Here is a 17,801-nt window from a genome sequence, read left to right as displayed (position 1 = left end):
CAGCGCCGAGATTCTCGACCAGCTTCTTTGTCAGCTTTCCAGAAAGCGCCATTTAAAATACCACATTTCATACCACTCAAGGAAACGATACGATCATAATCGAAAGAAATTCAACAAAAAGCTCAAGCACATCTAAAATTATGAATGCAAATGAAAAAGGCCGCTCAAGGCGGCCCATTCAAATCGAACAATAATGTAGGATGGCGGAGACGAAGGGATTCGAACCCTCGATACCGTTCCCGGTATACTCCCTTAGCAGGGGAGCGCCTTCGACCACTCGGCCACGTCTCCGCGGACCCGTATATTTGGCGTATCCCGCAGACACAAGTCCCAAAACTCACGAAATTTGTATTTTCCGCACACAAAAATTTGCCCTCAGATTGTTCGTTGCAAACAAACCTCGCGAGGTGGGGCAGGCCGCTCTATGCTTCCTCAATTGATGGTTTTGGGAGGAATACCGATGAGCTTGGATGAAGATATGTTCTTGAAGGGGCTCGCAGCGCGCAAAGCCACGTTGGGGGCCGAATATGTGCAAAACACGCTGGACAATGCTGATGACTTTCATCGTCCGTTTCAGGAGGCGATGACAGCCTGGTGCTGGGGCTTTGGTTGGGGCGATGACACCATTGATGCCAAAACCCGTTCGATGATGAACCTGTCGATGATTGCGGCGCTTGGAAAGATGACCGAATGGGAAATCCACCTGCGTGGCGCACTGACCAATGGTGTGACCAAGGACGAGGTGCAATCCATCATTCATGTGATTGGCATCTACTGCGGCGTGCCCCAGGCTTTGGAGTGCTTTCGCGTGGCCAAGCGCGTGTTTGCCGAACTCGAGGCCTAGACGTTGGCCTGCACTGCATAAGCAAACGTTCAGCCCTTCTTGGCGCCGATCTTCGGTTCGGTGCCAACCCGCAGCCGCGCGATGTTCTCGTGGTGGCGGGCAAAAACAATTACCGCCAGAAGACCTGCCAAAACAACCGCGCTGCCGTAGCCCAAAACCAGCATCCAGACCGCGCCTGATGCGGCGGCCACCAAAGCGGACAGCGACGAGATCCGGCTCACTGCGGCCGTCGCCAACCAAGTCAAACAGCAGGCAATGCCCACCGGCCACGCCAGCGCCAGCATCAGGCCCAAGAAAGTCGCAACGCCTTTGCCACCTTTGAACTTCAACCACACAGGGTAGCAGTGGCCCAAGAAGGCCATGAGCCCGGCCACTTGTGCCGCATCTTCGCTGGCCATGGCCCGCGCGATCAGCACAGCCACCGCGCCTTTGCCGCCATCTAGGATCAGAGTCAGCGCGGCGGCTTTCTTGCTGCCGGTACGCAACACGTTGGTGGCGCCAATATTGCCTGAACCAATTTCGCGCAGGTTACCCAGTCCCATGAGCTTGGACAGGACCATGCCAAAGGGAATGGACCCCAGCAAATAGCCAACGACGGCCCATATCATTAGAGCGGGCATGGCGGTCTCAAATGCAGGCATCAGTCTCTCCGGTAAACGGCCGCACCGGCCACGTAAGTTGCCAGCACCTTACCCTGCAGGCGGGCACCGTCAAACGGCGTGTTTTTGGATTTGGACTTCAACTTGAACCGGTCCAGCACAAACGGCGCATCCGTATCAAACAGCACCAGATCTGCTGGCGCGTCTGCTTCCAAACGGCCACTGTCCAACCCCAGACGTTTGGCCGGGTTCAGCGCCATGGCGCGAAACAATTCCGGTAAGGTCAGGTCGCCGTTGTGATAAAGCCGCAATGCAGCAGGTAACAGTGTTTCAAGCCCCACCGCGCCGGAGGCAGCCTCTTCAAATGGCAGGCGCTTGCTTTCCTCATCTTGCGGTGTGTGCATCGAGGAAATTGTGTCAATCAAACCGGATTTCACCGCCTCGATCAACGCCAACCGATCGTCTTCTGCGCGCAGCGGCGGCTTGATTTTAAAGAACGTCCGGTAATCCGCCACATCCAACTCATTCAGTGTCAGATGGTGGACCGAGGTACCCGCGGTCACATCCAGCCCGTTCTTCTTGGCGCGTTCCAGCGCTGGCAAGGCACGGGCGGCGGTGATTTGATCGGCGTGATACTTTGCGCCGGTCATTTCCACCAACGCCATATCGCGATCCAGCCCCATACGCTCCGCCATCGGCGACACCGCTGGTAACCCCCGCAACGCCGCAAACTTGCCCGCCGTGGCTGCTGCGCCTTTGGACAGGCCCGGCTCCTGTGGATGCGCAATCACCAACGCGCCACAGGACCGCGCATAGCTCAGCGCGCGGGAAAACACTTTGGGGTCAGTCACCACGTGGTCGCAATCGGTAAAAGCCACCGCGCCCGCGTCCAGTAAGAAGCCGATCTCGGTCATCTCGCGGCCATCACGCCCTTTGGTTAGCGCCGCCATTGGCAGCACGTTCACTGGTGCCGCTTCATTGGCGCGGCGCTCGACAAACTCCAGCACCTCAGGCGTGTCAATCGCCGGGAGCGTGTCAGGGCGTGTGACCATCGTGGTCACGCCACCAGCTGCGGCGGCTTCCCCTGCGGTTTTGTAGCTTTCTTTGTGGCGTTCCCCCGGCTCGCAGACTTTGACGCCGATATCCACAATCCCCGGCGCAAGGCATTTGCCACGGCATTCGACAACATCATCTGCTTGCGGCGCGGCCTGATAGCCCAGCTCGGCAATCACGCCATCGGCCACCAACACCCACCCAAGGGCGTCGCTGTCCTTGGCCGGATCAATCAAACGGGCGTTTGTGAAAAGCGTGCTCATTGGTGATCTCCTTGAGCCGGTGCGCGGCGTCTTTGTGTCGTTCGTTGTTGATAAGTCAAGTGGTGGCCCCGTTCATGACACGCTCAATCGCGGCCATAGTCGCCTGCGGGTCCGTTTGGTATTTGATCAGGTGTTTGTCGCCATTTTTAGTCACCACCTGCACAAAGCTGCCCAGCTTGTTCAGCTCGGCAATGTTGGTGTGTGAAATGGCACGCCCACCGGGGCCAAGCAGGCGTTGATTGGTTAAGTCCCAGCGTACTGCCAGCTCGTCTGACATCAGATAGCCCGCGCGCACGACCACAGCGGCTAGGCCACCCACGGCGCCAGTCCAGACATACGGATTACCAACTGCCCACAGGATACCCATACCCACCGCCATCGCGCCTGCAGCGATCCAGGTGTTGGTGCGGATGTAGCTGCTGCGGTCTCCCTGAAAACTCTCCAATACGGTCTCCCCGTCCAAAAGCTCTGCGGTGGGTGTCAAAAGATCAGGCATCACAAAATCCAAAAGAGAAAGGCACCCAGAACAAGGGCAACAAGGGGCAAGGCCAGAATGGCCAGCAGCAGAGTCAGATGCGGGTTGGATGAAGGGGCAGGTAGCACCGTGCTTTGCGTGGAGGCGGGACCTTTGGCGCTGGCATCCGGCAGCGGCTCAAAATGCACAGGTGCGCCATCTTCTTTGTAAGTGCCAATCCAGCGCAGCGGGGCCTTGGGGGACAAGCTCTGCGCCACCCCGTCAAAGGCGGCGGACAGCACAATCAGCACCCAACCCTTTTGCGCCGCCAGTCGCGCGCTATCTTCGGCAACATCTTTTTGCGCAATGCCAAGGCCTTCGACCATGTAGCCGGTGAGCCCCATCTCTTCGAGGTCACTGACCGGGAACAGTTCAATGAAGTCCTCATCCAGATAGGTGAAGCCCAACGCCTCTTTGAGAGGCCACGACAGCAGCGCGCCATCCACGCCATTCACTTGCGCGCGAAAGGCCTCAATCTCTTCAGACGGCACATCAACGGCAAACAGCCGCACCAATCCGCGCTCTGAAGAGGACACTTGCACGTGCGTTAGCCCCCAATCCAAACAATCAGGCCAACAAAGGCAAACATCACAATCAGGGCAACAGTCGCGACGCGACCGCTCATTTTTGGGTCTTTGGGATCTTCCATGGCTTATGCCTCCATCACCTGTTGGGCACGCGACTCGCGCAGGTTGCGGGCCAACAGGTCCATCGCGGCCATGCGCACGGCCACGCCCATCTCCACCTGTTCCTGAATAACCGAGCGGTTGATGTCGTCGGCAATCTCGCCGTCTATTTCTACACCGCGATTCATCGGACCCGGGTGCATCACAATCGCATCGTCTTTGGCATGGGCCAGCTTGGCGGCGTCCAGACCATAGCGGTGGTAGTACTCGCGCTCAGATGGAATAAATCCACCGTCCATGCGCTCTTTCTGAAGACGCAGCATCATCACCACGTCCACATCTTTGAGGCCTTCTTCCATGTCCTCATAAATCTCTGCGCCAAACTCAGCAAAGTTGCCGGGCACCAGTGTCGGCGGCCCGATCAGACGCACGCGGTTTTCCATCTTGCCCAGCAGGATCAGGTTGGAGCGGGCCACACGGCTGTGGGCGATGTCGCCACAAATCGCGATATTCAGGCGGTGTAAGCGCCCTTTGGCGCGGCGGATCGTCAGTGCGTCCAACAACGCCTGTGTCGGGTGCTCGTGTCGGCCGTCACCGGCGTTTAGTACTGCGCAATTCACCTTCTGCGCCAGCAAGTCCACAGCACCGGAATGTGGGTGGCGCACCACCAGAAGATCTGGATGCATCGCGTTCAGCGTCATCGCCGTATCAATCAGCGTCTCGCCCTTTTTGATCGAACTGGCTTGCATCGCCATGTTCATCACATCGGCACCCAAGCGTTTGCCAGCAATCTCAAAACTCGCCTGCGTGCGGGTGGAGTTTTCAAAGAACATGTTGATCTGTGTGAGGCCAGTCAGCGCATCGGAATGCTTCTGCGCGCGGCGGTTTTGATCAACGTATTGATCCGCGAGGTCCAGCACGGTGGTGATCTCTTCGGGCCTGAGCGGCTCGATCCCCAAAAGATGCTTGTGGTCAAAGCGCATGTGCTGCTCCTTTTGCCGAGATTGGACCGCTTATAAGAAGGGGGAGGGGGCGGGGCAAGCACCCCTCTGCGTGATCAAAGACTTTGCGCTCTTTTGTCTGCGCCGCTGGCGGTCTACTCTGCGGCCATGGAATCGGCTTTGGACTATCATACGGCGCGCGCCTTGCTGGAATGGCATGTGGAACTCGGCGCCACCGAAGCCATTCTGGACGCGCCTCTGGACCGCTATGAGGTGCCCAAAGAAGACCCCAAGAAAAAAGCCGTTGCGGCCGCATTGCCGGAGACACCTGCCGCGCCGGTGCGCAGGCCTAAGATTGATCCGGTGGCCGAGGCGGAAAAGGCGGCGAAAGCTGCAGGAGATCTGGCCGCATTGGAGCAGGCGGTGGCGCAGTTTGAGCACTGCACCCTCAAACGCGGTGCCCGTAATCTTGTCTTTGCCGATGGCAATCCAGCGGCGCGGGTGATGATCATTGGTGACGCGCCGGACCGTGACGAAGACCGGGAGGGCAAACCGTTTGTTGGCCGCGCAGGCGCGCTTTTCAACAATATGTTTGCTGCCATCGACATGGGCCGTGATGTGCCAATGAGCAAAGATGCGCTCTATATTGCGCCGGTATTGCCATGGCGCGCGCAACGTGGCGGCGAAGTGCCGGCCCCAGTTTTGAAAATGATGCGCCCGTTTCTGGAGCGCCATATCCAACTGGTGGCGCCGGATGTGATTGTGTTGATGGGCAACGCCGCCTTGGAATGTGTTTCCGGCCAACGTGGCATCAATCGCGTGCGGGGGCAGTGGCAAACCGCTTTTGACAAACCTTCTCTGCCGATGATGAACCCCGCTGACTTGCTGCGCCGTCCGGCCTTAAAGCGGGAAGCCTGGGCTGACCTGCTGAGCCTGAAAGCCAAGTTGGACGAAACATCATGAGAATCCTCGCCTTTTCTGATCTGCACCGCGCAGCACCCGCAGCCCGCCGCCTTGTTGAGATGAGCCAGGACGCGGATTTGGTCATTGCCGCGGGCGATTTCACCAACCACCGCAAAGACTTGACCGGTGCGCTCGACCTGATCGCGGGTATCACCACACCGATCATCATGGTGCCCGGCAACAACGAAAGCGAAGACGAGCTGCGCGCCGCCGCGCCCAGCAACGCCACTGTTTTGCATGGCGGGGCCACCATCTTCGAAGGTCTCAACATTTTTGGCCTCGGCTATGCAGTGCCCGTCACGCCTTTCAAAGACTGGTCCTGTGACCTTGACGAGCCCACCGCGGCCAAAATGCTGGCCGCCTGCAAAAACGCCGATATCCTGATCAGCCACTCCCCACCCAAAGGCCACGTTGATGTCACCTCCACAGGCCTCTCACTTGGTTCCACCGCTGTGCTTGAGGCAATTGAGCGCATTGCGCCGCCTTTGGTCCTATGTGGTCATATCCACGATTGTTGGGGTCAATCGTCACAGGTTGGCCCGTCCAAGGTTGTGAACCTCGGCCCCACCGGCACGTGGTTTGACATCGCCCCATCCGCTTAGGAGACATTTATGGGCCGCATCGACGAAACCAAAACCTTCATTCCGGTGAAAATCGCTGTGCTCACGGTGAGCGACAGCCGCGAGCTGAGCCAAGATCGCTCCGGAGATACATTGGTGTCGCGATTGGAGGCAGCCGGCCACATCCTCGCGGATCGCACGATCATCAAAGACGAGCGCGCTGATATCGCGGCGCAGCTGCGCGACTGGTGTGCGGACGACAACATTGACGTGATCATCTCTACTGGCGGCACCGGCTTGACGGGACGGGACGTGACGGTGGAGGCACACCGCGACGTCTATGAGAAAGAGATCGAGGCCTTTGGCACAGTCTTCACCATGGTCTCCATGCAAAAAATTGGCACCAGCGCCGTGCAGTCCCGCGCCACGGGTGGTGTGGCCAATGGCACCTATCTCTTTGCGCTGCCCGGCAGTCCCGGCGCCTGCAAAGACGCTTGGGATGAGATATTGTCGTATCAGCTCGACTACCGTCACATGCCCTGCAACTTTGTGGAAATCATGCCGCGACTGGATGAGCATCTGAAGCGCACAAAGTAATTCTGCGCCCCCGTCAAATATTTATACAAAAAATGTGACGGAACGTATCAACACATCCGTATCACCTATGCGTGCCTTGGCTTTTGGTCTGGGCAGGCGCATCATGAACTGTACCACCGACGCTGGGAGGCGAGGCAGATGAGATTTTTGCGGCAAAGTCTGACGGGGCTGTTTTTGCTCTCCGCCACTGTGGCTTTGATCCTCTATGCGGGCAGCCTTGTGATGAACGCTGTTGACGAGCGCATGGCTCAGGACAGCAAAGGCCCGCCCGCCCGCGAGCGCGTGTTTACCGTGAACGTCAAAACCGCAGAACCCGGTGCTGAAACGCCGGAGCTTGTGGCATTTGGTGAGGTGCAAAGCCGTCGCTCTTTGGAAGTGCGCGCTGCTGCTGCTGGCACGGTAATTTTTCTGTCTGAAAACTTTGAAGATGGCGCCAATGTCACCGCTGGCGAGGTGCTGGCAAAGATTGACCCCACAAAAGCCAGCTATGCACTGGATCGTATTGCCGCCGATCTTCTCGATGCAGAGGCAGAACAACGGGATGCGGACCGCACCCTGATCTTGGCGCAAGACGAATTGAAATCTGCACAGGCGCAGCTTGGCCTGCGTCAAAAGGCGTTTGACCGTCAAATTGACTTGCAAGATCGCGGGGTTGGCACCGCAGCCTCTGTCGAAGTGGCAGAGCTGGCGCAAGCCGCGGCGCGTCAATCCGTGCTGTCAAACCGCCGCGCTTTGGCTCAGGCCGAAGCCCGTGTGGATCAGGCGGTCACCCGTTTGGACCGCACCAAAATCCAATTGGCCGAAGCGCAGAAAGACTTGGATGACACCGTGATAACGGCGGACTTCTCTGGCACGCTGTCGGAGGTTAACATCGTGCAGGGTGGATTGGTTTCCATGAACGAGCGCCTCGCGACCTTGATCGACGCTGAGGCGCTTGAAGTGGTCTTCAGGGTGTCCACCACGCAATACGCCCGGCTATTGGATGACAATGGTCAGGTGCACCAAGCAGAAATTGCCGTGGCCATGGACGTTCTTGGCGCGGATCTGACCGCCACGGGCGTGATCACCCGCGATGCTGCCGCTGTGGGTGAAGGCCAAACCGGCCGTGTGCTTTACGCCCGACTGGACGGTCCCCGTGGCCTCAAGCCTGGTGATTTTGTCACCGTGCGGGTGCGAGAACCGGAGCTGGAGGATGTGATCCGCTTGCCTGCGACTGCGATCAATGCGGTCAGCGAAGTTCTGGTTGTCGGAGATGGCAATCGCCTGACCACACAAAAGGTCCGCCTTGTGCGCCGGCAAGGCGATGACGTTTTGGTACGGGGACGTGGCTTGCAAGGGCAACAGGTGGTCACCCGCCGCACGCCGCTATTGGGCGAAGGCATTGCGGTGAAACCACTGAATGGCGAGGAGAAAATTTCAGACGCGCCGGCCATGATTGCGCTGAGTGACGAAGAGCGCGCGAAGTTTGTCGCTGCGGTTGAAGCCAACGGGCGTATTCCGTCAGACGCCAAAAAACGCATGTTGCAGGCGCTGAGCCAACCAGAGGTGCCGGCGCGCATGGTGGAGCGCCTGCGCAGCCGGATGGGAGGCTAAGTCATGCGGGAGATTGGCGAACGCGCAAGCGGCATCCTGAGCTATTTCACCCGCCATCGCACGGCCGCAAATTTGCTGCTGGTGATACTGATCCTGGCAGGCATCGCGGCCATGCCCCGCATGCGCGCACAGTTCTTTCCTGATGTGGTGATTGATAACGTCGCGGTGCATGTGGCCTGGGAAGGCGCAGGGGCTGAAGACGTGGATGCGGCGATTGTTCAGGTGCTTGAACCTGCGCTTCTTGCCGTTGAAGGCGTGGAAAGTACTGAGACCCGCTCGATTGAGGATTATGCCCGCATCACGCTGGATTTTGAGCCCGGTTGGGACATGTCGCGTGCCGCCGATGATGTGCAGGTGGCTGTTGATGGGGTGAACACACTGCCTGAGGAGGCCGAAGACCCGGTGGTGCGACGTGGCGCGTGGCGAGACCGCGTGACCGACGTGGTGATCACCGGTCCTGTGGACATCAACCAGATTGCCCGTTTTGCGGATGAGTTTGTTGCGCGGCTCTACACCGAGGGTGTCACGCGCACGACAATTCGCGGACTGGCTGAAAGACAAACTATTGTCGAGGTGTCATCCGTTGACTTGATCACCCACGACATCACCATGGAGCAGATTGCGCAAGCGGTGGCGCAAGAGGTCAATGCCGACCCTGCCGGGGATGTAACCGGCGCTTTTGCTCGGGTGCGCACAGGTGTAGAGAAGCGTGCTCCAGATGAAATCGCGGGCATTGCACTGCGGTCCAATTCCGACGGTACCAAACTGACTGTGGAGGATGTGGCGACTGTGCGCGTCGAAGGTGTGGACCGCAACCGCACGTATTTTGTGGGCAACGATCCGGCCATGTCGATCCGTGTTGACCGGACTGATGCGGGCGATGCCATCGCGATGCAGCGTGCGGTGGAAGAGGTCGCGGCCGAAATGCAGGCGACCCTGCCACAAGGGGTAAAGCTTGAGCTCATTCGCACCCGCGCCGAGGCCATTACTGGCCGTCTGAACCTGTTGATCGACAATGGCCTGATGGGCCTGGCTTTGGTGGTCGTGCTGCTGTTCTTGTTCCTAAACGCGCGCACCGCTTTCTGGGTGGCTGCTGGTATCCCAACAGCCATGTTTGCCGCTGTTGCGCTGATGTATGCCGCAGGGCTGACGATCAATATGATCTCGCTGTTTGGTCTGATTATCACGCTTGGGATCGTGGTGGACGACGCCATTGTGGTGGGCGAACACGCCGACGCCCGTGCGCGACGCCTCAATGAACCGCCCTTTGTCGCTGCCGAAAACGCCGCAAAGCGCATGTCCCTGCCGGTGTTTTCTTCCACCATCACCACCGTGATTGCCTTCTTTGGCCTCACGGCCATTGGTGGGCGCTTTGGGGATCTGATTGCCGACATCCCGTTCACCGTGATTGTGGTGCTCTTGGCCTCGCTGGTTGAATGTTTTCTGATCCTGCCGCATCACATGGCCCATGCGATCAAGAACTCCGCCAAGGAGCATTGGTACGACGTGCCGTCGCGCGTGGTGAACCGCGGCTTCCGCAAAGTGCGTGAAACTCTGTTCCGCCCCTTCATGCGGTTTGTGATCTGGGCCCGCTATCCTATGCTCGCGATTGCAGTGGTTGCCTTGGCCAGTCAAATGGCTCTGTTCATCGGAGGCGACGTGAAATGGCGTTTCTTCAATGCGCCGGAACGCGGTTCCGTCACGGGCAACTTCGCCATGCTGCCAAGCGCCACCCGCTCCGACAGCCTTGCGATGATGAAAGAGATGCAGCGCGCCACAGAGGAGCTTGGCAAGGAGTATGAGGAGCGCCACGGTAGAAACCCGTTGGACTATGTGATTTCGGAAATTGGCGGCAATTCGGGTCGCTCTTTGCCCGGCTCAGAAAGTCTTGACCCAGATCTTTTGGGCGGCATTGCCATAGAGCTCATTGACGCTGATTTGCGCCCCTATTCCAGTTTTGCCTTTGTCGCCGAACTGCAAGACCGTGTGGCGCGTCATCCTTTGGTGGAAACCGTGAGCTTCCGTGGCTGGCGTTCCGGTCCCGGTGGTGACGCTCTGGACGTACAATTTTATGGGGCGGACAGCGAAACCCTGAAATCCGCCAGCGAAGCTCTCAAAACTGCTTTGGATGAGTTTGGCGAAGTCTCCGCCGTCGAGGACAACCTCAGCTACGACAAAGAAGAGTTGATCCTAGAGCTGACCCCGCAGGGTCGCGCTCTAGGCTTCTCTATCGACGCTCTGGGCCGCGTGCTGCGCCACCGCCTCAACGGTATCGAAGCGGCGACCTACCCGGATGGCCCGCGCAGTGCAGCCATCCGTATTGAGTTGCCCGAAGGGGAACTCACCGCCGACTTCCTCGAAGGCAGCCTGATGCGCACGCCAACCGGCACTTACGTGCCATTGGCCGATGTGGTCACCGTGCAAAGCCGTACCGGTTTCTCCACCGTGCGCCGTGAAAACGGCGTGCGCTTGATCTCCGTCACCGGCGATATCAGCGAGGATGACCCCGCCCGCGCCGAAGCCATCCTGGAACAACTTCGGGATGACATATTGCCCACCATTGCCAGCGAAAAGCAGGTTGAATGGCGGCTTGCTGGCTTGGCAGAGCAGGAAGATGAGTTTCTCAACGACGCCCGTTCCGGCTTGATCTTGTGCTTGGCTGGCATCTACCTGGTGCTGGCCTGGGTGTTCTCTAGCTGGACCCGCCCCATGGTGGTCATGGCGATCATTCCGTTTGGATTGGTGGGCACGATTTACGGCCATTGGTGGCACGATGTTCCGCTGTCTATGTTCACCGTTGTGGGCCTGTTGGGCATGACTGGTATCATCATCAATGACAGCATTGTGTTGATCACCACCATCGACGACTACGCCAAAGACCGTGGCGTGATCCCCTCAATCATCGATGGTTCCGCTGACCGTTTACGTCCAGTCTTCCTGACCACCGCCACCACCGTGCTGGGGCTCGCACCTTTGCTGTTTGAGCGTAGCGCTCAGGCGCAGTTCCTCAAGCCGACCGTGATCACCCTGGTTTATGGCCTTGGCTTTGGCATGTTCTTGGTGCTTCTCGTGGTGCCAGCCTTGGTGGCAATCCAGAATGATGTCACCCGCCAAATGCAGGCGCTGCGCCGCGCGCCACGGGCCAAAGGCATCCGCGCGGGTGTGGCGCTTTGTGCCACGGTCATCGCCGCATGGCTGGTGGTGACTTTTGGCTGGGTTTTGCTGAACGGCGAAATCCACCCGCTTCTGGCGCAAACAGTCTTGCCGTCCGGCACCTTCAACAGCGCCTTCCCAGCTTTGCTGCTGTTCCTCTTGGGCGCGTGGTTGATCTCGTTTGGCGGCTATTTGGTGGGCGTAGCGTGGATGATGTTGCGCGCTTGGCGGAAAGCGGCCTCAGCCTGAACAGCCAACAATATCCACCGCGTGATTGGCACCCAACACGGTAAAGCGTAGATCAGAACGGTTCACCATAAAGGAGGATGCATCCACATGCATCATCTCGGTTTTCGTGACCAAAGTGTTGCCAGACCGCTTGGTTTTACCTTCGGCCACCCAGATGTACGAGTCGGCGGTTTCCACGACAGCCACTTCCGTGCCGCCGGCGCTGGGCATATGTATGGTTGCCTCCAACGCAACCCCGTCTGATGTTGGGGACAGCTTACATGTCACTTTGCCCACGCCTGCCTCTCGGGCAGTCAACGGTTGATCCACCAAGGCCGCTGCAATTTCTGCATCCCGCGCCCCGCTTGCAGGCAGCTCCGCTTTAACTTTCAAACGCTGTGGCACACAGATGTCACGACACACGCCGATGTCGAGCGTGGCCTTTAGGCGCACAGGTTTACTTGCGTCTTTTGGGGAAATCTTAATTGGCAACACCAGTGCGTCCGTATAGCCGATAGAGCGCATGCCGTTCTGATTAAACACCTCTGGCGTGGGCCACTCCAGCGCCACGCTTTCCATATTGCGCGATCCATTCCAAGTGATCTGTGGTGGTATGCCGGCATCCCCCGGCGCGCGCCAATATGTCTTCCACCCAGGGTTCATCGTGACTTTCACCGCCGCCATATGGGTGCCATCTGCAGTGCGCCAACCGGGTAAGACTTCGGCCTGTACCACCTGATCAAAAGATTGGGCAAAGGCCACAGCTGGCACAAAGGCTGGAGCCATCAGCGCCGCAAACGCGAGCGAAGGGAGGAGGGAGCGTGTTGTCATAAGCAACACATGAGCCATTGGGACCCAAAAACCAACTCACAATCCGATCAGATAATCGCGAGCGATTGAAACAGTTTGCTTACCTCTTGCGTCTAACCTCTGCGGGACACATGTTGAAAGCAGGCGTCGACATTCAACGTATGAGGTCCCCTTGGACACGACACAAGACACTGACACGCAAATGGATTTAACCGGGCAGCTGCTTATTGCCATGCCCGGCATGAGTGACCCGCGCTTTGCGCATTCAGTGGTGTTCCTCTGTGCGCATTCGTCAGACGGGGCCATGGGCCTGATTGTGAACAAGGCGATTGATGGCGTAAACTTGTCAGACTTGTTTGATCAGCTTTCCATCGAACCCAAATCCCCCGAGGCCACGTCTACGCTACACTTTGGCGGCCCTGTGGAAACCGGGCGCGGCTTTGTGTTGCATTCTCCCGAATACAAATCTGATCTGTCCAACCTGCAGGTTGGGGCGACATTTGCGCTGACCACAACACAAGACATCCTCGATGACATCGCGCAAGATTTGGGGCCGCATAAGGCGCTGACTTTGTTGGGCTATAGCGGTTGGGGGCCGGGGCAGTTGGAAAACGAGATCGGTGACAATGGCTGGCTGATTGCTGATGCCACTGACCAGATTGTGTTTGACACAAGCAACTCTGCTAAGTGGGCTGAAGCTTTGAAAAGCATCGGGGTGGACCCCCTGACACTCAGCTCAGCAGCTGGCCACGCCTAATCTTCTGAAAGCGCAACGACAATAGCCACGGCCTCGCCGTCGAGTGGCCGAGCGCCATGGCCTTTGCCAGTAGTGTCTTCCATCAGAAGCCGGTCTCCCGGCCCAAAAACACGAGTCTCGCCTTGGCTTGTCCAGCCTTCGACTTGGCCTTCTAGGAGGATAAACAGTTGTCGGCGCGGAGAAGGGTGGGCGGTGTCACTCCAATCCTGCGGAAACCGAAACCAAAAGCACTGCGATGTCGCAATGGGATCAGAAATACCCAAAGCGGGGGCTGGTGGGGCATATTGGATTGAGGACATCTCGAATTCGATGTCCTCAAAGTGGCTCTCTCCCGCGTCGTCAGAGTATAGTCTGACGCACGCAACGGTTTCTGCCATGGCTAGCCCCCTCGAATCCTGAACTGGAACTCTCAGCCTTCAAGACTGGCGTTGATACGTCAAGCGCAGGGCACCAGCTTTGGGATTTTAAATCCCTCTGGGCGCAGCGGCGCGGCGCAGACGATCATTGATGGCACGCCCCAGTCCATGGTCCGGAATAGGCGACACGGCAATTGGGGCTTCTCCGTCGGCATCCAGCGCATGCAGATGATGAAACAGATTGGCTGCTGCTTCGGTCAAATCGCCTGCGACACTTAGGTTTAGCGTTGCCCCTTCAACTTTGCCAAAGCCCAAAAGCCGCTCGCCCTCGGCAGTCTCCACCGCGTTCAGCCGCACCGAAGCCCCGGGCGCATAATGCGACAGCATCTGCCCCGGTGCGGTCAGCGGATCAGCCTCTGATCGGGTGACAACGGGACACCCCAACGCGGCTTCAATGGCTTCCTGCGGCAAGCCACCGGGGCGTAACAAGGTTGGCGCGTCAAACAGCCCAAGAATTGTACTCTCGACCCCCACGCCGCACTGCCCGCCGTTCACCACAGCTTCGATCCGACCGGACAGGCCGTTGATCACATGCTGTGCGTGGGTGGGGCTGATCTTACCTGAAGGGTTGGCAGACGGCGCGGCCACAGGCCCATCAAATTCGCTGAGCAAAGCCTTCGCCACGGGATGCTCCGGCACCCGGATTGCAAGCGTTGGCAAATTGGCGGTCACAAGCGCTGACAGCCCAGAATCATCGCGCAATGGCAACACAAGTGTCAGCGGCCCCGGCCAAAACGCCGACGCCAATCGGTCCGCCATATCGGTCCAATGGACGTAGCGTTTTGCAGCAGCCACATCCGCAACATGCACGATCAACGGATTAAACGTGGGGCGGTTTTTTGCCTCAAAAATCCGCGCCACGGCTATGTTCTGACGAGCATCCGCGCCAAGCCCGTATACTGTCTCGGTTGGGAATGAGACCAATCCGCCATCATTCAACAGTGAGGCGGCGCGGACATATCCAGAGGCATCTGGCGAGAGGATTTCTGTATCCAAGGGGCACTCCTGTGACGCTGCGTTCTTCTGTGATAGGCTCAACAAGACCCTTACCGTATGGCCCAAAGCTGCATACAAGCAGCAGCACTTATTGCCAAGCCTGCCGGAGAGACAGATGCCCTTTCGCGCCCCAGTAACCGATTTCCAGTTCCTTTTTGATCACGTGGTGGATTTTGCAAATGTCTCCGCAACCGAGCGCTTTGCCGATGCGGACCGTGACACCACCGAGGCGATCCTGCTCGAAGCAGGCAAAATGGTTGACGAAGTCATGGCCCCGGTGAACCGCAACGGTGATCTGGAACCGGCTGTGCTGGAAAACGGCGTTGTGCGCACCTCTCCGGGGTTTGCTGACGCTTATAAGGCCATTGCCGAAGGTGGCTGGATTTCCACCGGCGCGTCGCCAGAGTACGGCGGCATGGGGCTGCCACACACAATCACCACCGCTGTGAATGAGATGATGGCCGCTGGCTGCTTGTCGCTGCAGCTCAACCCGCTGATGACCCAGGGCCAGATCGAAGCGCTGGAACATCACGCCTCCGAGCAGATCAAAGCCACCTATCTGGAAAAGCTGATCACCGGCGAATGGGCGGGCACCATGAACCTGACCGAGCCTGCCGCAGGCTCTGACGTAGGCGCGTTGAGTTCCAAGGCCGTGCCAAACGATGACGGTTCTTATGCGGTCTCCGGCCAGAAGATCTTCATCAGCTGGGGCGACAATGACTTCACCGGCAACGTTTGCCATCTGGTGCTGGCCCGTCTGCCCGACGGCGTACCCGGCACCAAAGGCATCAGCCTGTTCATCGTGCCCAAGTACATTCCGGATGAGGCCGGCAATCCTGGTGTGGCCAACACATTGGGTGTTGTGAGCCTTGAGCATAAAATGGGGCTTCATGGCTCGCCAACCGCAGTCATGCAGTTTGACAATGCCAAGGGCTGGCTCGTGGGCAACGCACACGACGGTATGAAATGCATGTTCACCATGATGAACAACGCCCGGCTTGGCGTGGGTGGGCAAGGCGTAGGTGCCGCCGAAGGTGCCTACCAAATGGCTCTGGAATATGCACTGGAGCGTAAGCAAGGCCGCACGCCGGTTGAGGGCGGCGGGACCATCATTGACCACGCCGACGTGCGTCGCATGTTGGCGGGTATGAAGGCTGACATCTTTGCCGCCCGCGCCATCGAAATGGCCTGCGCTGTGGCGATCGACATGGGCACTGCCACCGGTGAAAAAGAGTGGAAATCCCGCGCCGCCTTCCTGACCCCAATTGCCAAAGCGTTTGGCACAGATGTGGGCATCAAAGTTGCCGAAGACGGCGTTCAGGTACACGGCGGCATGGGCTTCATCGAGGAAACCGGTGCCGCGCAATTCTCCCGCGATGTGCGTGTGACCGCAATCTATGAAGGCACCAATGGCATCCAGTCGATGGACCTTGTGGCCCGCAAGTTGATGGACGGCGGCGACGCCGCCTATGCGCTGCTCGATGAAATCGAAGACTGTGCTGAAAAGGTCCGCGAAAGTATGGCTGATCTGGCCGAACCCCTGTGGCAGGCCACAGAGACCCTGCGTGAAGCCACCGAATGGATGGTGGCCCAAGGCAATATGAACGATCGCTTTGCCGGCTCCGTGCCGTTCCTGCGCGGTTTTGCCCGCGTACTTGGCGGCTATTACCACCTGCGGGCCGCCATGGCTGAAGGTGGCGAAGGCCCACGAAGCAAGTTGGCAAAGTTTTACATCCAACGCCTGTTGCCGGAACACGCCGGTGTGTTGGTGCACGCGATGCAAGGGGCAGAGGATCTCTACGCGATCACACCAGAAGATCTGGGTGCGGCGTAATGAAAGACGGCGCGACAGGCATCCGCTATCCATGGGACACTCCCCCGACAGAGGGGGAGGCCATCGAAGTGGCCAAAGGTGTCCTTTGGATGCGCCTGCCGCTGCCAATGAAGCTCGACCACGTCAATGTTTACGCGCTGGATGAAGGCAACAGCTGGACCATCATCGATACCGGATTTGACAGCAAACGCAGCCGTGCCATTTGGGAGACCCTGATGGCCGGTCCGCTGGGTGGAAAACCGATTTCGCGCGTTGTTGTCACCCATCACCACCCCGATCACGTCGGCCTCGCTGGGTGGTTCCAGTCGGAGTTTGGCGCCAGCCTTTGGACCACACGCACCGCCTGGCTGTTTGCGCGTATGCTGCAACTCGACGAACAAGCAGTGCCACGCCAGGAAACCCTCGACTTCTATCGCGCCTGCGGCATGGATGAAGAGATCTACAACCAACGATCCAGCGAACGCCCGTTCAACTTCGCCGATGTCGTCGCCCCAATGCCACTGGGTTTTAGGCGCATCAAGCAGGATGATGAGATCGAGATGGGCGGGCGCAAGTGGTCTGTCCACATTGGCAATGGCCATGCGCCCGAACACGCAACTTTTTGGAGCCAGGACGACAACCTTGTTCTGTCAGGCGATCAAATCCTGCCCTCGATCAGCTCCAATATCGGCGTTTATGCCACGGAGCCAGAGGCCGATCCGGTTGCGGATTGGCTGGAGGCCTGTGAACGGCTTGCCAAATATGCCCGAGACGATCAGTTGATCCTTGGCGGTCATAAGTTGCCCTTTACCGGCGCACCCCTGCGCATGCGCCAACTGATCGACAACCACCACGGCGCGTTAAAACGTCTGCTGGCGCACCTCGACACGCCGCAAACTGCCGCTGAATGCTTCTTGCCGCTGTTCAAACGTCAAATTGATGGTGGGGCATATGGGCTTGCGCTTGTCGAAGCCCTTGCACATCTCAACCATCTTTATCAAGTTGGCGACGTAAGCCGCACCACGCGCGAGGATGGCGCGTATCTGTGGCAACGGATCAACTAACAGGCGCGAAC

17 protein-coding genes and 1 tRNA gene are annotated in these 17,801 nt (G+C 58.4%); 9 read left to right on the top strand and 9 right to left on the bottom strand.

Annotated elements, in window-relative coordinates; genetic code table 11:
- Positions 1 to 201 precede the first annotated feature (201 nt).
- Positions 202 to 291, bottom strand: a tRNA-Ser gene (locus QOL67_RS16645).
- Positions 292 to 460: 169 nt separating this feature from the next.
- On the opposite strand from QOL67_RS16645, the gene QOL67_RS16640 reads away from it, so the two are divergent.
- Positions 461 to 844 carry a carboxymuconolactone decarboxylase family protein gene (locus QOL67_RS16640; protein WP_283427103.1) on the top strand — a complete coding sequence of 128 codons (384 nt, stop codon included), beginning with the start codon at positions 461 to 463 and terminating at the stop codon, positions 842 to 844.
- A 29-nt stretch (positions 845 to 873) separates the two neighbouring features.
- Here the strand turns inward: QOL67_RS16640 and plsY are convergent, their stop codons facing one another.
- The 5 genes from plsY to QOL67_RS16615 all read right to left on the bottom strand — a co-directional run bounded on the left by plsY (position 874) and on the right by QOL67_RS16615 (position 4,882).
- The gene (gene plsY / locus QOL67_RS16635) at positions 874 to 1,485 is read right to left on the bottom strand and encodes a glycerol-3-phosphate 1-O-acyltransferase PlsY (RefSeq protein WP_283427102.1); all 612 of its coding nucleotides are present in this window, start codon (positions 1,483 to 1,485) and stop codon (positions 874 to 876) included.
- Positions 1,485 to 2,759, bottom strand: a complete 1,275-nt coding sequence (pyrC, locus tag QOL67_RS16630; protein ID WP_283427101.1) for a dihydroorotase — start codon at positions 2,757 to 2,759, stop codon at positions 1,485 to 1,487. The genes plsY and pyrC overlap by 1 nt, the downstream gene beginning before the upstream one ends.
- A 55-nt stretch (positions 2,760 to 2,814) precedes the next feature.
- A complete protein-coding gene (locus QOL67_RS16625) occupies positions 2,815 to 3,255 on the bottom strand; it encodes a hypothetical protein (RefSeq protein ID WP_283427100.1) in 441 nt (146 codons plus the stop codon).
- Positions 3,255 to 3,815, bottom strand: coding sequence for a hypothetical protein (locus tag QOL67_RS16620; protein WP_283427099.1), 561 nt, complete (start codon positions 3,813 to 3,815; stop codon positions 3,255 to 3,257). Before QOL67_RS16620 ends, QOL67_RS16625 begins: the two co-directional genes overlap by 1 nt.
- Before the next feature lie 110 nt (positions 3,816 to 3,925).
- Positions 3,926 to 4,882 carry an aspartate carbamoyltransferase catalytic subunit gene (locus tag QOL67_RS16615; RefSeq protein ID WP_283427098.1) on the bottom strand — a complete coding sequence of 319 codons (957 nt, stop codon included), beginning with the start codon at positions 4,880 to 4,882 and terminating at the stop codon, positions 3,926 to 3,928.
- Between the two features lie 126 nt (positions 4,883 to 5,008).
- Between QOL67_RS16615 and QOL67_RS16610 the strand changes: the two genes are divergently transcribed.
- The 5 genes from QOL67_RS16610 (at position 5,009) to QOL67_RS16590 (ending at position 11,955) form a co-directional block, all read left to right on the top strand.
- The gene (locus tag QOL67_RS16610; protein ID WP_283427113.1) at positions 5,009 to 5,803 is read left to right on the top strand and encodes a uracil-DNA glycosylase; all 795 of its coding nucleotides are present in this window, start codon (positions 5,009 to 5,011) and stop codon (positions 5,801 to 5,803) included.
- A complete protein-coding gene (locus tag QOL67_RS16605) occupies positions 5,800 to 6,405 on the top strand; it encodes a metallophosphoesterase family protein (protein WP_283427097.1) in 606 nt (201 codons plus the stop codon). Before QOL67_RS16610 ends, QOL67_RS16605 begins: the two co-directional genes overlap by 4 nt.
- Positions 6,406 to 6,414: 9 nt before the next feature.
- Positions 6,415 to 6,960, top strand: coding sequence for a molybdenum cofactor biosynthesis protein B (moaB, locus tag QOL67_RS16600; RefSeq protein ID WP_283427096.1), 546 nt, complete (start codon positions 6,415 to 6,417; stop codon positions 6,958 to 6,960).
- 138 nt (positions 6,961 to 7,098) lie between these two features.
- Positions 7,099 to 8,553, top strand: a complete 1,455-nt coding sequence (locus tag QOL67_RS16595; RefSeq protein WP_283427095.1) for an efflux RND transporter periplasmic adaptor subunit — start codon at positions 7,099 to 7,101, stop codon at positions 8,551 to 8,553.
- Positions 8,554 to 8,556: 3 nt separating this feature from the next.
- Positions 8,557 to 11,955, top strand: a complete 3,399-nt coding sequence (locus QOL67_RS16590) for an efflux RND transporter permease subunit (protein ID WP_283427094.1) — start codon at positions 8,557 to 8,559, stop codon at positions 11,953 to 11,955.
- Here the strand turns inward: QOL67_RS16590 and QOL67_RS16585 are convergent.
- Positions 11,947 to 12,765 (bottom strand): protein-disulfide reductase DsbD domain-containing protein, encoded by an 819-nt coding sequence (locus QOL67_RS16585; protein ID WP_283427093.1) that lies wholly within the window; start codon positions 12,763 to 12,765, stop codon positions 11,947 to 11,949. The two genes, QOL67_RS16590 and QOL67_RS16585, sit on opposite strands and share 9 nt — an antisense overlap.
- A 151-nt stretch (positions 12,766 to 12,916) precedes the next feature.
- Here QOL67_RS16585 and QOL67_RS16580 point away from each other — a divergent pair, with 151 nt between their 5' ends.
- Complete coding sequence (locus QOL67_RS16580) at positions 12,917 to 13,501, top strand: YqgE/AlgH family protein (protein ID WP_283427092.1); 585 nt, start codon at positions 12,917 to 12,919, stop codon at positions 13,499 to 13,501.
- Here QOL67_RS16580 and QOL67_RS16575 read toward each other — a convergent pair.
- Both QOL67_RS16575 and QOL67_RS16570 read right to left on the bottom strand, forming a co-directional pair.
- Positions 13,498 to 13,878, bottom strand: a complete 381-nt coding sequence (locus QOL67_RS16575) for a cupin domain-containing protein (protein ID WP_283427091.1) — start codon at positions 13,876 to 13,878, stop codon at positions 13,498 to 13,500. The genes QOL67_RS16580 and QOL67_RS16575 overlap by 4 nt on opposite strands.
- Before the next feature lie 87 nt (positions 13,879 to 13,965).
- Positions 13,966 to 14,913 carry an L-threonylcarbamoyladenylate synthase gene (locus QOL67_RS16570; RefSeq protein WP_283427090.1) on the bottom strand — a complete coding sequence of 316 codons (948 nt, stop codon included), beginning with the start codon at positions 14,911 to 14,913 and terminating at the stop codon, positions 13,966 to 13,968.
- 115 nt (positions 14,914 to 15,028) lie between these two features.
- Between QOL67_RS16570 and QOL67_RS16565 the strand changes: the two genes are divergently transcribed.
- Positions 15,029 to 16,747, top strand: coding sequence for an acyl-CoA dehydrogenase (locus tag QOL67_RS16565; RefSeq protein ID WP_283427089.1), 1,719 nt, complete (start codon positions 15,029 to 15,031; stop codon positions 16,745 to 16,747).
- Positions 16,747 to 17,790 carry an MBL fold metallo-hydrolase gene (locus tag QOL67_RS16560; RefSeq protein WP_283427088.1) on the top strand — a complete coding sequence of 348 codons (1,044 nt, stop codon included), beginning with the start codon at positions 16,747 to 16,749 and terminating at the stop codon, positions 17,788 to 17,790. Before QOL67_RS16565 ends, QOL67_RS16560 begins: the two co-directional genes overlap by 1 nt.
- Positions 17,791 to 17,801: the final 11 nt, after the last annotated feature.

Source organism: Shimia sagamensis, assembly GCF_900182745.1.
Taxonomy (GTDB): domain Bacteria; phylum Pseudomonadota; class Alphaproteobacteria; order Rhodobacterales; family Rhodobacteraceae; genus Shimia; species Shimia sagamensis.
Note: the sequence above shows the minus strand (reverse complement) of the source record. Positions and strands in the feature narration are given on the sequence as shown.

Bases quoted from the DNA above. Each gene is read 5' to 3' on its own strand.
- QOL67_RS16590 (WP_283427094.1), top strand. From the start codon at position 8,557: ATGCGGGAGATTGGCGAACGCGCAAGCGGCATCCTGAGCTATTTCACC.
- QOL67_RS16565 (WP_283427089.1), top strand. From the start codon at position 15,029: ATGCCCTTTCGCGCCCCAGTAACCGATTTCCAGTTCCTTTTTGATCAC.
- QOL67_RS16575 (WP_283427091.1), bottom strand. From the start codon at position 13,878: ATGGCAGAAACCGTTGCGTGCGTCAGACTATACTCTGACGACGCGGGA.
- plsY (WP_283427102.1), bottom strand. From the start codon at position 1,485: ATGCCTGCATTTGAGACCGCCATGCCCGCTCTAATGATATGGGCCGTC.
- QOL67_RS16615 (WP_283427098.1), bottom strand. From the start codon at position 4,882: ATGCGCTTTGACCACAAGCATCTTTTGGGGATCGAGCCGCTCAGGCCC.
- QOL67_RS16640 (WP_283427103.1), top strand. From the start codon at position 461: ATGAGCTTGGATGAAGATATGTTCTTGAAGGGGCTCGCAGCGCGCAAA.
- QOL67_RS16595 (WP_283427095.1), top strand. From the start codon at position 7,099: ATGAGATTTTTGCGGCAAAGTCTGACGGGGCTGTTTTTGCTCTCCGCC.
- QOL67_RS16585 (WP_283427093.1), bottom strand. From the start codon at position 12,765: ATGACAACACGCTCCCTCCTCCCTTCGCTCGCGTTTGCGGCGCTGATG.
- QOL67_RS16610 (WP_283427113.1), top strand. From the start codon at position 5,009: ATGGAATCGGCTTTGGACTATCATACGGCGCGCGCCTTGCTGGAATGG.
- pyrC (WP_283427101.1), bottom strand. From the start codon at position 2,759: ATGAGCACGCTTTTCACAAACGCCCGTTTGATTGATCCGGCCAAGGAC.
- QOL67_RS16560 (WP_283427088.1), top strand. From the start codon at position 16,747: ATGAAAGACGGCGCGACAGGCATCCGCTATCCATGGGACACTCCCCCG.
- QOL67_RS16605 (WP_283427097.1), top strand. From the start codon at position 5,800: ATGAGAATCCTCGCCTTTTCTGATCTGCACCGCGCAGCACCCGCAGCC.
- QOL67_RS16625 (WP_283427100.1), bottom strand. From the start codon at position 3,255: ATGCCTGATCTTTTGACACCCACCGCAGAGCTTTTGGACGGGGAGACC.
- moaB (WP_283427096.1), top strand. From the start codon at position 6,415: ATGGGCCGCATCGACGAAACCAAAACCTTCATTCCGGTGAAAATCGCT.